Source organism: Streptomyces mesophilus, from assembly GCF_011044995.1.
Classification (GTDB): domain Bacteria; phylum Actinomycetota; class Actinomycetes; order Streptomycetales; family Streptomycetaceae; genus Streptomyces; species Streptomyces mesophilus.
On sequence record NZ_JAAKZW010000016.1, the window covers coordinates 1 to 15,357 of the forward strand.

The window sequence follows — 15,357 nt, forward strand, 5'->3', positions numbered from 1 at the left end:
CCCCGCACTCCCGCGCCCCCGGCACCTGACCCCCGGGGGCGCGGGCCCTCACCACCGCACCCCCTCACCACCGCACACGAGAGGACCCGCCATGAGCGGCCACGACCACGAGCCCCGTATCGCGGAACTCCTGGGACGGATGACCGTCGACGAGAAGCTCGGCCAGCTCCAGCAGCTCGCCTGGGCCTGGGACACAGGACCTGGCGGCGGCGACACCGCGGCGGCCGAGGCCGCGGCCCGCAAGGGCCTGCTCGGCTCGGTGCTCAACGTCGTCGGAGCCGAGGCGAGCAACGCCCTGCAGCGCATCGCCGTGGAGGAGTCACGCCTGGGCATCCCGCTGGTCTTCGGCCTCGACGTGATCCACGGCTACCACACCACGTTCCCCATCCCGCTCGCCCAGGCCGCGGCCTTCGACCCGGCCGTCACGGCGGTGGACGCCGAGGTCTCCGCGCGCGAGGCGCGGTCCAACGGCATCCACTGGACGTTCTCGCCGATGATGGACGTCACGCGCGAGCCGCGCTGGGGCCGGATCGCGGAGAGCATCGGCGAGGACCCGTATCTCACCTCCGCCTACGCGGTGGCCAAGGTGCGCGGCTACCAGGGCGAGGACCTGACGGCACCGGACCGTATCGCCGCCTGCGCCAAGCACTTCGTGGCGTACGGGGGAGCGGAGGGCGGCCGCGACTACAACACCGTCGACGTGTCCGAGCAGCGGCTGCGCAATCTGTATCTGCCGCCGTTCAAAGCGGCCGTCGAGGCGGGCGCCGCCACCGTCATGGCCGCGTTCAACACCGTCAGCGGCGTGCCCGCGCACGCCAACACCCATGCGCTCACCGGCATTTTGAAGCAGGAGTGGGACTTCGACGGTGTCGTGGTGAGCGACTGGACCGGTGTCCAGGAGCTGATCGCGCACGGTGTCGCGGCGGACGAGGCCGAAGCGGCGCGGCGTTCGCTGACCGCGGGCGTGGACATGGAGATGGTGTCCACCACCTTCGTCGACCACGGCCGCGATCTGCTCGCGTCGGGGGCGCTGACCGAGGAGCGGCTCGACGACGCGGTGGCCCGCGTCCTGCGCCTGAAGCTGCGCCTCGGGCTGTTCGAGCGCCCGTACGTCGAGGAGTCCGCGGCGCTCACCGCACCGAGCGCCGAGGCGCGGGCGGCGGCGCGCGAGGCGGCCGGGCGCTGCATGGTGCTCCTGAAGAACGACGGCGACACCCTGCCCCTCGACGCGGCCGCGCTCCGCTCGCTCGCCGTGATCGGGCCGTTCGCCGACTCCGGTGATCTGCTGGGTACTTGGACCCTGCCGGGCGCTCCTGAGGCTGTCCCCGTCCTGACCGGTCTGCGCGAAGCGCTGCCGGACACCGTGATCAGCCACGTCGAGGGCGCATCCGCGGAAGGCACCGACACCTCCGGCTTCGCGGCGGCCGTGGCCGCGGCCGAAGCGGCCGACGCGGTCGTCCTCGTGGTGGGCGAGCCGCCCGCGCTCAGCGGAGAAGCGGCCGTACGCGGCGAGCTCGGACTGCCCGGTGTCCAGGAGCAGTTGGCCGAGGCGGTCGCCGCGACCGGCACGCCGTGCGTGGTGGTGCTCGTCGGCGGGCGGCCGCTGACCATCGGAGGCTGGGCCCAGCGGGTGCCCGCGGTCGTGATGGCCTGGCACCCCGGCATCGAGGCGGGTCCCGCCGTCGCGGACGTCCTGACCGGAGCCGTCGTGCCCGGCGGCAAACTGCCCGTGACCTTCCCCCGCTCGGTGGGCCAGATCCCGCTCTACTACAACCACGAGCGCACCGGCCGCCCCTACGATCCGGCCGCGCCCGAAGTGAAGTATGTGTCGCGCTACCTGGACCTCGCCGACGGCCCGGAGTTCTGCTTCGGGCACGGACTGAGCTACACCACCTTCGCCCTCGGTGAACCGCGGCTCAGCCGGGAGCAGCTCGCGGCGGGCGACCTGGAGGCGGGCGCGACGGTCGAGGTGACCGTCGCCGTGCGCAACACCGGCGACCGTACGGCCGACGAAGTGGTCCAGCTCTACGTCCAGGACCCCGCCGCGAGCATCGCCCAACCGGTGCGCCGGCTGCGGGGGTTCACGCGGGTCCGGCTCGCGGCGGGCGAGGAGCGGGAGGTCCGCTTCACCCTCGGAGCCGAGGACCTGGGCTTCTGGACGAACGACACCGCGGGCACCTTCGTCGTCGAACCCGGCGAGATCCACCTGCACACCGGCACCAGCTCCCGCACCCGGTCCAGGCGCACCCTCCTGATCACCTGACCGTCCGGACCGACGAAGGCTCAGCGCACCAGGACGACCCCACCCACCAAGAGGAGCAGCATGAGAGCAAAGCTATGCGCCGCCGTTGCCGTCCCTTCCCTGCTCGGTCTGATGCTCACGGGCGCCGCCACCGGCACCGCGCACGCCGCCACCACCACGTACTACGTGTCGCCGTACGGCAGCGACAGCAACAGCGGTACCTCGCCCGACCAGGCGTGGAAGTCGGCCGCGAAGGTCAACGCCGTCACGTTCCCGCAGGGCAGCACCGTCGCCTTCCAGGGCGGTGAGTGGTTCTCCGGCTGTCTGGTCTTCAACTCCACGAATGTGCCGGCGTCTTCGGCCACCACCCCCTTCAAGGTCACCTCGTACGGCACCGGGAAAGCGACGCTCAGGTCCACCTGTACGGGCGAGTACTCGGCGGCCGTCACGGCGGACCACGTCAGCGGCTTCCAGCTGTCCGGGCTGAAACTCGTCAACGGCGCCACCACCGCGGCCGGGGTGCTGCTGCAGAACCAGAGCTCCACCACGGCCACCAAGTCCCTGCTGGTCTCCGACTCCGACATCTCCGGGTTCGCCACCCCCAGCGGCAGCACCAGCACCTTCGGCGGGCAGATCATGGTGCTCGGCTACGCGGTCAACGGGAACACCGGGCCGCTGGACGACGTGCAGATCCGCAACAACATCCTGCACGGCTCCAGCGCGACCTCGACGGCCGGACCCGGTGTCTACGGCTGGGGCGGCGGCGTGAACATCACCAACGTCCGCGTCGAGGGCAACACCGTGTACAACCTGGGCATGGCCCCGCAGACCACCGGCGCGGCCATCACCGCGAACGGCTGGAACGGCGCGGTGATCCAGCGCAACGTGGTCCATGACATCGGCGCCAACGTCACCTCCTGCGGCGGCACCAGCGGGATCATGACGTACACCTCGAACAACGTGGCCGTACGGCACAACGAGGTGTACAACGTGCGACCGCTGCCGGGTCTGACCGCCGGCTGCGACTGGGACGGCATCGACCTCGACGGCGGCACCACCAACTCGGTCGTCGAGTACAACTACACGCACGACAACGCGGGCAGCGGCTACCTCGCGTACACCTCGACCGCGGCAGGACGGGTCTGGGGCCCCAACACCTTCCGCTACAACATCTCCGAGAACGACGACGCGGCCAAGGCACAGGGCGGGCTCTTCGACGTCGTGCCCGTCGCGCCGAAGAACGCCTTGTCCATCTACGGCAACACCCTCTACACCGGCACCGCGCAGACGACGAAGGACACGTCCAGCGCGTGCTTCCACTTCGGGTACGCCGCGGGCACCTGGGGCGCCGGTTCGCAGATCAAGAACAACGTCTGCCACATGGCCAACAAGGACAAGTACGGCCGCACCGGCCAGCTCTACTACAACCCCAACGGGCATACGGGGATGACGCTGGCGAACAACCTGTACTACGGCGCGGGCACCGCCGGGTTCCGCTGGGGCGGCACGACCTACGCCGACTTCGCGGCCTGGAAGGCGGCGGGACACGCGTCGGGTGAGGTGTGGGGCGACCCGCTGTTCACCGCGCCCGGCGGCGGAGGCACCTGCACCTGGTCACCCGTCACCGGTACGGGACCGCAGCCGTGCCCGTCGGCGTACACGCTGAAGACCGGTTCCCCGGCGATCGGAGCGGGAGCCGCCGTGACCGGCAACGGCGGGCGCGACTACTACGGGACGGCCATCCCGGTCAGCCCGAACATCGGGGCCGACGCGGGATAGGTCCGTCTGCCGTCCGTTCGACGGCATCGGTGCTTCCGGTCCGCGCGCCGGAAGCACCGAGCCGTCCGCGGCTTCTCGGAGCCGTTCCGCAGCTTCTCCGAGCCGTTCCGGCTGGTCCGTCGCGTCCGGGGCCGGCCCCGTGTGGTCCGGTGGCGTTCGGGTACCCGGCGGGCGCCCGACTCCCGTACGGGCGTGGGCCGCCGTAACCCCCCACCGCGATCCAGGAGCACTGCGTCTGCCATGCCCATCACCATCGAGGGTCCCGCGCTGCCCCAGCCGCGCGGCGTCCTGTCCGCCAGCGTCATCGACACCCTCCGCGGCCCCGGCTCCCGCTGCGCCGCCGAGCTCGTCCGCCGCGCCGAACCGTACGGGGACGACCTCCAACTCGCCCTCTACCTCTGCTACGAACTCCACTACCGGGGCTTCGCCGGGGTCGACGAGGCGTACGAGTGGGATCCGCCCCTGCTCGGCTTCCGCCGCGCCCTGGAGCACCGCTTCCTCACCGCCCTGCGCAAGGACGCGACCAGCAACCGGAGTGTGGACGAGGCGCTCGACGCGCTCCTCGTCGAACCCGTCGAAGGGACCGGGGTCTCCCATCGGCTGTGCGAGGAGGGCGAGTTGTGGCAGCTGCGCGAGTACGCCGCGCACCGTTCGCTCTACCACCTCAAGGAGGCGGATCCGCACGCCTGGGTGCTGCCCCGGCTGCGGGGGCGGGCCAAGGCGGGCATGGCGGCGGTGGAGTTCGACGAGTACGGCGGCGGACGGCCCGAGCGCGTGCACGCCGAGCTCTTCGCCGGCCTGATGAGCGACCTCGGCCTCGACGCCACCTACGGCCGCTACCTGGACGCCGCCTGCGCGCAGGCCCTGGCCACCGTGAACGTCATGTCGCTGTTCGGGCTGCACCGCCGGCTGCGCGGCGCCCTGGCCGGGCACTTCGCCGCCGTCGAGATCACGTCCTCGCCGGGCTCGCGCCGCCTCGCCCGCGCCATGTCCCGTACGGGGGCGGGGCCCAAGGCCGAGCACTTCTACACCGAGCACGTCGAGGCGGACGCCGTGCACGAACAAGTGGTGCGCCACGAGGTGATCGGCGGACTCCTGGAGACGGAACCGCAACTCGCGCCCGACATCGTCCTCGGCATCGACGCGACCGGCTTCCTGGAGGACCGCTTCGGCACGTATCTGCTCGACCGATGGGACGCGGGCTCGACCTCGCTGCGTGAGCCGTACGTGCAGAGCGGCACCGGATCCGCCAAGTGAGTGCGCCGCACGGACCTGACGAGCCGACGAACGGACCGGCCGGGCGGCCCGCTCTGCCGGGACGCGCGGGTGAACCCTGCCGTATCGCCGTCCAGCGCGAAGGTCCCTTCCTGGTCGACGGCCCGGTGGAGATCACCCTGGAGGACGGCACCACCGTCCGCTCCGACCGTTTCCGGGTCGCGCTGTGCACCTGCCGACGCAGCCGCCGCTTTCCGTGGTGCGACGCCGGCCACCGGCGGCGGGTAAGGAAAAGGCTGACGTGCCTGGGCTGCCCCCCACTGACGTGCCGGGCAGCCCATTCGCGTACCCCCTCCTGAGGCCAGCGTGCCCTACTCCTTCGGTACGTCCCGAGGCGCGAGCGGCCGCGTGGCCGGCCCCTGGAGCACCGAGCCGTCCGGGGCGAAACGCGAGCCGTGGCACGGGCACTCCCACGCCGTCTCGGCCTGGTTGAAGGCGACCAGACAGCCGAGGTGGGTGCAGCGCGCCGAAACGGCGTGCGCGCTGCCCGACGCGTCGCGGTAGACGGCGCAGCGGCTGCCGTCGAGCCGCACCACCGCGCCCGTGCCCGGTGCGATCTCGGCGACCGAATCGACATGCGCGGTACCGATGCGGTCGCCCACGAAGTGCCGTGCCACATCGGCCTGTTGCTTCAGGAGCGCGGGCGCTTCCCGTACGGCGCTCCACAGCCTGCGCGGGTCGTACAGCGCCGTCCACGGCGGCTCCTCACCGTGCAGCAGCCGGGTCAGGAGCTGTCCGGCGAGGACGCCGCCGCTCATGCCCCAGCCACCGAAGCCGGTGGCGACATAGGTGTGGCGGGCGCCCGGGTGGTACCGGCCGATCATCGGGACGGTGTCGCTGACGTCGTTGTCCTGGGCCGCCCAGCGGTAGGCGGTCGCCCCGACGGAGAAGTGCGCGCCCATCCATGCGTCGAGCCGGGCGAATCCGGCGGCCGGATCGCCCTCGCCCGGGGTGAAGCTCTCGCCCGTCACGATCAGGAGCCGTCCGCCGTCGCCGTACGGGGCGGTCCGCACGGACCGTTTGCCGTAGTCCTCGGTGAGGTACATGCCGGCCGGGTCCTGACCGGCCGGCAAGGGCGCGGCGACGACGAGTTCACGGCGGGGCGAAAGCCGCGCGAACAGCAGCGCGCGGTCGAAGACCGGATAGTGCGTGGCCACGACCACGTCCTGGGCGGTCACGGTGTGGCCGGCCTCGGTGGTCACCCGGCACGGGGAGCCTTCGTGCAGTCCGGTGGCCCGGGTCCGTTCGTGGATCACGCCGCCGCGCGCCCGCACGTCCTCGGCCAGGGCGAGGAGATAGGCGCGCGGATGGAACTGCGCCTGCCCCTCCGCGCGCACCGCCGCCGCCACCTCGAAGGGCAGCCCGGTCTCCTCGACGTAATGCGCGTCGAGCCCCGCCGCCCGGGCGGCGTCCGCCTCCGCCCGCAGCACGGAACGGTTCTCAGGACGCGTGGTGTACGTGTAGGCCGGGCGCCTCTCCCACGCGCAGTCCACCTTCAGCTCGGCGCTGACGGTGGCGATGCGCTCGACGGCGCCCACCTGGGAGCGGGCGTACAGCCGCGCCGCCTGCTCGCCGCGCGTGCTCAGGAGCCGGTCGTAGACAAGACCGTGCAGCGCGGACACCTTGGCGGTGGTGTGGCCGGTGACCCCGGCGGCGATGCGGTCGGCCTCCAGGACGACGACGTGCAGTCCGGTGCGGGCCAGCTCCCAGGCGGTGCTGAGCCCCGCGATGCCGGCGCCGATGACCACGACGTCCGTCTCGGTGTCGGCGGACAGCGGCGGCAGGTCCGTCGTCGGGCTCGTCGCCATCCAGTACGACTCGTCGCGGCCGGGCAGCGGATCGGTGGCGGAGGTGTGGTGTGCGCTCATCCGGACTGAGTGCCTCGATTGCCGCAGAAGATGCCCGCATACGGGGGCGCGCTCGGGTCTCAGCCCCGAGTGGTGCGTCCGTATATACCGTCCGTACATACCTCGCGGGCCCTGGGGTACCCCGTCTCCGTTGATGACCAAGATCTTCAGGGAACGTCTGCACGGGACCGCGCACTGGTGGCGGCGCGCGCTGGCCTGGTCGGGTCACGAGCGGCACACCGCGCTCCTGATCGGCAAGAGCGCGCTCGCCGCGACCTTGGCGTGGTTCGTCGCCCACCATCTGATGCAGGCGCAGTCGCCGGCGTTCGCCCCGTTCTCGGCCGTCCTGGTGATGCAGACGACGGTCTACCAGTCGGTGCTGCATTCGCTCCGCTACACGGGAGCGGTGGTCGTGGGCGTCGCCGTACAGACGGCCCTCGCGCTGACGCTCGGGCCCGGCTGGCCGGCGTTCGCGCTGGTCGCGCTCGTGACGCTCGGGATCGGCCGGTGGGCGAAGCTGGGTTCGCAGGGCGCGCAGGTGCCGACGGCCGCGTTCTTCGCCTTCGCCACCTTCGTCGCCGCCGAGCCCGGTGACCGCCTCGCCCAGCTCGGCCAGATCGTGCTCCTCGTCCTGATCGGATGCGCCACGGCCACGGCGGTCCATCTCGCGCTCGTACCGCCGATGCGCCACCGCAGCGCCGAGTTCGGGATCGGCATCCTCGCCCGGGCCTTCGCCGGGCTGCTCGCGGATGCCACGTCGGCGCTGCGCGAGGAGGAGCGGGGCGAGGAGCGCACCGGGCGACTCGACCACACCGACGCCCTGATCGCGCAGGCGAGGGCGGATCTGCGCACGGCGCAGGAGAGCGTCTCCTTCAACCCCCGCCGCTATCTGCGCGGACACCGGGGCCACACCAGCTTCGACGGGTACGCGACCGTACTGGAGGCGCTGGTGCGCACGCTCTACCAGATGGCCTCGCTGCACCGCAGCCTCGACCAGTGGCACGAGGAGCACGAGCGGCACGGGGACGGAGCCTTCCTGCGGAACTACGCGCGCTTCCTGGACGCCCTGCAGGAGTTCGCCCAGGTCCTCGGCGACCTCGACGAGGACCGGTTGCCCGGCCAGGCGCGCCGGTTGGGCCGGCTGGCCGAGGAGGCCGGCGAGCTGCGCCACGCGCTGGCCGAGGAAGCCGTACGGCAGGGCCTGCCGCTGGCCGATCCGTCGCGCCCGTACGGCGTGCTCGTCGTGGAGGCCACCCGTCTGTGGGAGGAGTGCCGCCGCGCCTCGGACGCCCTGCGGCAGTGGGTGGAGAGCTGACCGGATGCCGACCGGGTGCCCTATCCCTGTCTTCCCTGTCCCTGTCCTTGTCCCTGGCACGCGCCGAAGTCGACATCGTCCGCGGCGACCACCTTGGCGCTCATGTTGCGCTCCATCATGCGCAGGGCCGCGTCGGCCAGGTCCCGGTGGATGTGGGCGACGGCGTCGTAGGGCACGGTGACCCGCAGATGGCGGATGTGCGCGTCCAGGGCGGAGTACAGGACGCACTGCTCGGTGACCTGACCGCACAGGACCACATGATCGATGCCTTGCTGGGCCAGGAGATAGCTGAGCGGGGTCTCGTAGAAGATCGAATGCCGTGCCTTGACGACGAACAGCGAGTTCTCGTCCGGCGCGAGCGGGCGCACGAGATCGGCGTGCGGACCGTCGAGGGCTGTCTGCAGGATCTCCCCGTGGTGGGAGCGCCACTCGCCGAAGTTGTCGTTGGCGTAGATGACGGGGACCCCGTGTTCGCGCGCGCTGTCGATCAGCTTGAGCAGCGCCGGGAGCGCCGCCTCGGCGGAGGGCAGGAGGAGCTGGGCGTCGTCGTGTTCATAGGTGTTGATCATGTCGATGACGATGAGTGCGGCAGCTGCCATACGGGATCACCTCGCCCGGGACGCCAATGTGCGGCCGCGCGTGAGCAGCGCGCCCAGCGCGATCATGCCAAGACCGAGCCCGGCGTGCAGCCGGGAACGTTCGGGATTGACCCCTGCCCGCCGGGGTACGCGGCACACTTCCACCCCGCAGGTACGAAAGAGGCTGCGCAGACATGAGCATGATCGAGGGCTCGGTCGACGTCGACGTGCCGGTCAGGACGGCGTACAACCAGTGGACCCAGTTCGAGAGCTTCCCCCGGTTCATGGACGGCGTGGAGCGGGTCGACAAGCCGCAGGCCACCCTGTCGCACTGGGTGACCCGGATCGCCGGTGTGACCCGCGAGTTCGACGCGAAGGTGGTCGAGCAGCGCCCGGACGAACTGGTGGCCTGGTGCAGCCTGGACGAGCCGCACCACGCGGGGACGGTGCGCTTCGAGCCCCTCGGCGACAGCCGCTGCCGGGTGACGTACCGCCTCGAATTCGCTCCGCAGGGTCTCCTCGAGCGGACCGGTGACGCCCTCGGTCTGGTCGGCAGGCAGGTCCAGGGCAGCCTGCGGGGCTTCAAGGAGTACATCGAGGGCCAGGGCAAGGAGACCGGCGAGTGGCGCGGCACCATCAGCGGCGGCCAGGTGAAACCGCACGCCGAGCACACGCCCCGTCCGGTACCGCACTGGCCGACGGGCTGACCGGGCCGGGCCCTTCGGGAGAGCCGGCGCTCAGGAGGGCCGGTGACCAGGAGGGCAGGCGGCCGCAAGAGCCGGTGACCAGGAGAGCCGGCGGCCAGAAGAGCCGGTGACCAGGAGAGCCGGCGAGACCGAAACGAAAGGCTGACGCGGTGCGAGAGTCATCGACAGCAGACCCCGGTGGCGAGCACGCGAGGGTCACGCCGCCGAAGACATGGGCGGCGGGTGTCCCGGCGGTCGCCGAGGCGGTCCGCTACTCCCTGGCCGAGACATCGCCACGACGTGCGGGCCGCACTCTGCTCGACCTGAACCAGACCAAGGGCTTCGACTGCCCGGGCTGTGCCTGGCCCGACCCGGAGCCGGGCGAGCGGCACGTCAACGAGTACTGCGAGAACGGCGCGAAGCACACCAACGACGAGGCCACATCCCGCCGTATCACCCCCGAGTTCTTCGCGCGCCATTCCGTCTCCGAGCTCGCGCGGGCCTCCGACCGCTGGCTGAACCAGCAGGGTCGGCTGACCCACCCCATGGTCAAGCGGCCCGGCTCCGACCACTACGAGCCCATCAACTGGCATGACGCGCTGGGCCTGTTGGCCGAGGAGCTGCGGGCCCTCGACACCCCCGACGAGGCGGTCTTCTACACCTCGGGCCGGGCCGGCAACGAGCCCGCGTTCGTGCTTCAGCTCTTCGCCCGCGCGCTCGGCACCAACAATCTGCCGGACTGCTCCAACCTGTGCCACGAGTCCAGCGGCACCGCGCTCCACCAGACCCTGGGCATCGGCAAGGGCGATGTGAGCCTGCCGGACCTCCACCACGCCGACCTCGTCCTCACCTTGGGCCAGAACCCGGGCAGCAACCACCCGCGGATGCTGTCCGCGCTCGAGGTGACCAAGCGCAGGGGCGGGAAGATCGTCGCCGTGAACCCGCTGCCCGAAGCGGGCCTGATGCGCTTCAAGAACCCGCAGAAGCCGAGCGGGGTCATCGGCCGCGGCACCAACATCGCCGACCAGTTCCTCCAGATCCGCCTGGGCGGCGACCTCGCCCTGTTCCAGGCCCTGAATCTGCTGCTGCTCGAAGCCGAGGAGGCGGCGCCGGGCACGGCCTTGGACCGCGCCTTCATCGAGGAACACACCGAGGGTTTCGAGAAGTTCGCCGACCACCTGCGCCGCACCGTCTCCTGGCCGGAGGTCCTGACCGCGACAGGACTGGACCGCGCCCAGATCGAAGAGCTGCGGGACCGGGTCCTCGCCAGTGAACGGACCATCGTCTGCTGGGCGATGGGCCTCACCCAGCAGAAGCACGCGGTGCCCACCATCCGCGAAGTGGTCAACTTCCTTCTTCTACGGGGCAGCATCGGCAAACCCGGCACGGGCGTATGCCCGGTCCGTGGCCACAGCAACGTCCAGGGCGACCGGACCATGGGCATCTGGGAGCAGATGCCGCAGCACTTCCTCGACGCCCTGGAGCGGGAGTTCGCGTTCAAGCCGCCCACCGAGCACGGCCTGGACACGGTGAACGCGATCCGGGCCATGGCCCAGGGGAGGATCAAGGTCTTCCTGGGGCTCGCGGGCAACTTCGTACGCGCCACACCCGACAGCGACTTCACCGCCGACGCCATGCGCCGCTGCCGGCTCACCGCGCACATCTCCACGAAGCTCAACCGCTCCCACACGGTGTGCGGCGACACCGCACTGATCCTGCCGACACTCGGCCGCACCGAGCGGGACTGCCAGAGCGGCGGCGAGCAGTTCCTCACCGTCGAGGACTCCATGAGCCAGGTGCACGCCTCCGCGGGCCACTTGGAGCCGGCGTCGAAGCACCTGCTCAGCGAGGTCGCGATCCTCAGCAGGCTCGCCCGCCGCACCCTGGGCGATCAAGTGGCCGTCCCCTGGGCGGAGTTCGAGGCGGACTACGGTCATATACGGGAGCGGATCGCCCGGGTCGTGCCCGGCTTCCACAACTTCAACTCCCGGGTGACCAAGCCCGGCGGCTTCGGCCTGCCGAACCCGGTCAACGACGGCGTCTTCCCCACGCCCAGCGGCAAGGCGCAGTTCACCCGCAACGACTTCGAGGGGCTCACCGCGCCCGAAGGTCATCTGCTGCTCCAGACCCTGCGCTCGCACGACCAGTGGAACACCGTCCCGTACACCATGAACGACCGCTACCGGGGCATCCACGGCTCGCGCCGCGTCCTCCTGGTCAACCCGGCCGACCTGCGCGCCCTGGGCTTCGATGACGGCGTCCGGGTCGACGTGATCAGCGTCTGGCGCGACGGCACCGAGCGCCGGGCGGAGGACTTCCGGCTCGTCCCGTACTCCACACCCGTCGGCTGCGCCGCCGCGTACTACCCGGAGACCAATGTCCTCGTCCCGCTGGACAGTGTGGCCGACCAGAGCAACACCCCGACGTCCAAAGGCATCGTGATCCGCCTGGAGCAGCGCTCCGAGGCACCGTGAGCGGCCTCGCCGAGCCCGCGGTGCGGGTGGGGACCTGCTCCTGGACCGACCCGGCGCTCGTGTCCTCGGGCTGGTACCCGACCGGCAGCCGGGACGCAGAGGGGCGGCTGCGGTTCTACGCGACACAGTTCACGGTCGTCGAGAGCGACTCGACGTACTACGCGCTGCCGAGCGCACGGAACTCCCGGCTCTGGGTGGAGCGCACACCACCCGGATTCACCTTCGACATCAAGGCGTTCGCGCCCTTCACCGGCCACTCCGTCCCCGTCCGCGCGCTGCCCGCCGACCTGCGTCCCGCGGGCCCGCCCGGGCGCAGACTGCGGGCCGGCGACCTGCCCGCGGACACCATGGCCGAGCTGTGGCGCCGCTTCCACGCGGGTATCGAGCCGCTGCGCGCCGCGGGCCGGCTCGGCTGCGTGCTGTTCCAGTTCCCGCCCTGGTTCGTGCCGGGCGCCGACGCAGTCGAACGCATCCTGCGCTGCGCCGAGTTGTGCCGGGCGCCGATCGCCGTCGAGCTGCGGCATCCGGGCTGGTACGAGCCCGAGGCGTACGCCCTGGTCACCGACGTTCTCGCGCGCCACCGGATCGCCTTCGCCGGCGTCGACGCCCCCGGCCTCCTGCCGGAGGTCCGCGCCACCTCACCGCAGCTGTCGGTCGTCCGCTTCCACGGCCGCAGCGCGCACTGGGGCCGCGGCTCCAAGGAGGACCGCTACCGGCATACGTACGAGCGGCACGAACTGGAGGAGTGGGTGCCGCGCATCCGCATCCTCGCCAAGGAGAGCGCCGCGGTGCATGTCCTGTTCAACAACTGCTGTGCTGACGCGTCGGTGAAGGCCGCCGCGGCCATGGGGGAACTGCTGCACTCCTGAACTCCGGCACCGGCGTTACGGGGCGGGGACGTTCGGTTCCGGGGCGGGACGCCCGACAGTCCGCGTTTCCCGTCACGCCAGGACCGACTCCTCGCCGCCGTCGTCCTGTTCCTCAGGACCTGGCCGCCGCCGCAGCGTCGGCAGGACCGGCAGGATCGCCGCCGCCTGGGACGGCGAGGGGGCGATCCCGCGCCGGCAGACGAGGGCGTCGGGATCCGCGGCCGGTACCTGGAGGCTGTAGCCGTCGGGACAGGACGGACCCGCCTCACCGCGCGGACCCTGCGCACCCTCGGGGCCCGCGGGCCCGGCCGGACCGGTGTCGCCCCGCTCACCCTTCGTACCGCCGTCGCCGGGCGGCCCCGCAGGACCGGCCGGACCCATGGCGCCGTCCGCGCCCGCGGGGCCAGGGGCGCCACCGACTCCCGGCTCACCCGAGGGGCCGGGCTCACCGTCGGCGCCGGGGGAGCCGGGGGTTCCGGAGGGGCCGGCGGGGCCGCGCTCTCCGCGGGCCCCGCTCTGGCCGGCCCTGCCGGGCGCACCCGGAGCTCCGGCCGGCGCCCGGACCCGGGCCAGCAGATCGTCCACCGCCTCCGACGGATCGGGCACGGCCGGGGTCTCACCCGCCGCCGAGACCTGCCGGCGCAGTGTGCGGACATCCTCGGCGAGCGTCGACAGGGCCTCGCCCCTGCGCGTCGCCTCCTGGGCCAGCCCGTCGGCCCGGCGCTCGCCCTCGTCGATGCGCGCCCACAGGATCACGGCGATCCCGCACAGCGCGATCAGCACACAGACGAGAAAGATCTTGCGCCAGCGCAGCGCGAGCAGCCGCTCGATGCGGTTGGTCACGGATGCCTCCGGGGGCGGGCGAGGACCGAAGCGGGGGAGACGCACCTCGCGCCCCCCGGAAACGGGGCACGGCGTCGTACGGGATGGATCACTGCGGTCCTCCGAGGCGGTGCACATCGAGGCGCAGCCGGGCGATCTCCGACTGGTCGGCCGCGTGCAGGGTGGCCAGTTCCGCGATGCGCGAGTCCCGCTCGGCCACCTGGCGCTCGAGGCGGTCGCGTTCGCTCTGTAATCGCTCCGTCAGGCTCGAATACCCGGTCAGCGCGTTCTCGCCGCGTTTGCCGAGGTAGGCCACCAGGGCCGCGCCCAGGACCCCCACGCAGGCCAGCGTCGAGCCGAGCAGGGTGATGCCGGCATCCAAGGAGCGCCTCCTACTTGGCCACCGGATTGTGCCGGTGTGAACTCTCGGCGGAACAACGAGCGTTGGTTCAGGTGGTATGCCGCACTGCGCCCGATACATCCGGAAGTGTGCTGACGGCGCGTCACTTCCGGTGCGCCCGGGAGCCCGGAGCGGGTACACCCGCGCAGGTCAGGACGGCCCGCAGGCCCGTACGGCCGCATCCAGCGCGACGGTCGGTCCGGCGTCGGATGGAGTGATTCCTGCATCTGCAGGGGGGTCACACCGAGGGAGTCCTCCCGTGCGTTTCACCAAGTCGACCGTGGCCCTGACCGCCGCGGCCCTGCTGTCCCTGACCGCCTCGGCCGCCCAGGCCGCAGGGCCGGACCCCACGTATCCGAAGGGCAATCCGCCGGCCACCAACTGCGGGCCGTCCTTCTACAACCCGCCGACCGGGCAGCACGACAAGCCCGAGGGGCACTACTACGACGAGATCCCCGGCACGGGGCTCGCCTGGTGGTTCTTCGCGCAGTCCGGCACCGGGACGCTGCCCATGGGCGAGGAGCTCCTCGCCGAGATGAAGCGCGCCGGGATCAAGATCGAGGCGATCTGCCCGGTGGGCGCCCTGAAGGGCGGCAAGGGCATCTGGACCCCGGTCGGATCCGACGGCTACAGCGGCATCAACGTCTTCAACGGCCGGATCTGGTACCCGGGCGGCTGGAAGTTCACCAACCCCAAGACGGGCCGCTCGCACCGCATCGACGGGTTCTGGCTGCACGACTTCCCGTTCATCAACAAGGCCAGCGGCAACGCGTACATCGACGAGAAGCGCACCCCGCACCAACTGCACCTCTCCAGTTACGACACGGTCGACTTCCTCACCCACCTCCTCGAGCCGCGGATCAACCAGGGAAAGGTCAGCCTCGGCCCCGACAACTGGCGCTTCAATCTGACCGCGGCGTACGTCAAGGAGCTCAACGACGTACTCGGCACCAAGCTCAAGCCGGGTGTCCACTTCGCCACCCTGGAGATCAACGCGAGCGTGCTGCCGGGCCAGAACATGCCGCTCAAGCCGGGATACGCGAAGGACGAACCCGGCACGCGCTAGGGGA

The 15,357-nt window shown here is 71.5% G+C and carries 13 protein-coding genes; 9 read left to right on the forward strand and 4 right to left on the reverse strand.

Annotated elements, in window-relative coordinates; all coding sequences use genetic code 11:
- The first annotated feature begins 91 nt into the window (after positions 1–91).
- From G6045_RS07555 to G6045_RS07570, 4 genes are all read left to right on the forward strand, one after another.
- The gene (locus G6045_RS07555) at positions 92–2,263 is read left to right on the forward strand and encodes a glycoside hydrolase family 3 N-terminal domain-containing protein (RefSeq protein ID WP_165331051.1); all 2,172 of its coding nucleotides are present in this window, start codon (positions 92–94) and stop codon (positions 2,261–2,263) included.
- Between the two features lie 60 nt (positions 2,264–2,323).
- Positions 2,324–4,021, forward strand: coding sequence for a right-handed parallel beta-helix repeat-containing protein (locus tag G6045_RS07560; RefSeq protein ID WP_165331052.1), 1,698 nt, complete (start codon positions 2,324–2,326; stop codon positions 4,019–4,021).
- A gap of 240 nt (positions 4,022–4,261) precedes the next feature.
- A complete protein-coding gene (locus G6045_RS07565) occupies positions 4,262–5,278 on the forward strand; it encodes an iron-containing redox enzyme family protein (protein ID WP_165331053.1) in 1,017 nt (338 codons plus the stop codon).
- 53 nt (positions 5,279–5,331) lie between these two features.
- Positions 5,332–5,595: a CDGSH iron-sulfur domain-containing protein gene (locus G6045_RS07570; RefSeq protein WP_206343367.1), complete on the forward strand. Its 264-nt coding sequence runs from the start codon at positions 5,332–5,334 to the stop codon at positions 5,593–5,595.
- Between the two features lie 12 nt (positions 5,596–5,607).
- Here G6045_RS07570 and G6045_RS07575 read toward each other — a convergent pair whose 3' ends face one another.
- Complete coding sequence (locus tag G6045_RS07575; protein ID WP_165331054.1) at positions 5,608–7,164, reverse strand: FAD-dependent oxidoreductase; 1,557 nt, start codon at positions 7,162–7,164, stop codon at positions 5,608–5,610.
- A 133-nt stretch (positions 7,165–7,297) separates the two neighbouring features.
- Here G6045_RS07575 and G6045_RS07580 point away from each other — a divergent pair, with 133 nt between their 5' ends.
- A complete protein-coding gene (locus G6045_RS07580; RefSeq protein ID WP_165331055.1) occupies positions 7,298–8,458 on the forward strand; it encodes an FUSC family protein in 1,161 nt (386 codons plus the stop codon).
- Positions 8,459–8,478: 20 nt separating this feature from the next.
- On the opposite strand, the gene G6045_RS07585 is transcribed toward G6045_RS07580, so the two are convergent.
- Positions 8,479–9,057 carry an isochorismatase family cysteine hydrolase gene (locus G6045_RS07585; RefSeq protein ID WP_165331056.1) on the reverse strand — a complete coding sequence of 193 codons (579 nt, stop codon included), beginning with the start codon at positions 9,055–9,057 and terminating at the stop codon, positions 8,479–8,481.
- Between the two features lie 173 nt (positions 9,058–9,230).
- On the opposite strand from G6045_RS07585, the gene G6045_RS07590 reads away from it, so the two are divergent.
- From G6045_RS07590 to G6045_RS07600, 3 genes are all read left to right on the forward strand, one after another.
- A complete protein-coding gene (locus G6045_RS07590; protein WP_165331057.1) occupies positions 9,231–9,743 on the forward strand; it encodes an SRPBCC family protein in 513 nt (170 codons plus the stop codon).
- Positions 9,744–9,892: 149 nt separating this feature from the next.
- Positions 9,893–12,196 (forward strand): FdhF/YdeP family oxidoreductase, encoded by a 2,304-nt coding sequence (locus tag G6045_RS07595; protein WP_165331058.1) that lies wholly within the window; start codon positions 9,893–9,895, stop codon positions 12,194–12,196.
- Positions 12,193–13,065, forward strand: coding sequence for a DUF72 domain-containing protein (locus tag G6045_RS07600; protein ID WP_206343363.1), 873 nt, complete (start codon positions 12,193–12,195; stop codon positions 13,063–13,065). The genes G6045_RS07595 and G6045_RS07600 overlap by 4 nt, the downstream gene beginning before the upstream one ends.
- A 72-nt stretch (positions 13,066–13,137) precedes the next feature.
- Here G6045_RS07600 and G6045_RS07605 read toward each other — a convergent pair whose 3' ends face one another.
- Together G6045_RS07605 and G6045_RS07610 are read right to left on the reverse strand one after the other, a co-directional pair.
- Complete coding sequence (locus tag G6045_RS07605) at positions 13,138–13,908, reverse strand: collagen-like domain-containing protein (protein ID WP_328707689.1); 771 nt, start codon at positions 13,906–13,908, stop codon at positions 13,138–13,140.
- Between the two features lie 88 nt (positions 13,909–13,996).
- On the reverse strand, positions 13,997–14,269 hold the full coding sequence (locus tag G6045_RS07610) for a hypothetical protein (protein ID WP_165331060.1): 273 nt from the start codon (positions 14,267–14,269) through the stop codon (positions 13,997–13,999).
- A 277-nt stretch (positions 14,270–14,546) separates the two neighbouring features.
- Between G6045_RS07610 and G6045_RS07615 the strand changes: the two genes are divergently transcribed.
- Positions 14,547–15,353 carry a hypothetical protein gene (locus tag G6045_RS07615; protein WP_165331061.1) on the forward strand — a complete coding sequence of 269 codons (807 nt, stop codon included), beginning with the start codon at positions 14,547–14,549 and terminating at the stop codon, positions 15,351–15,353.
- Positions 15,354–15,357 lie beyond the last annotated feature (4 nt).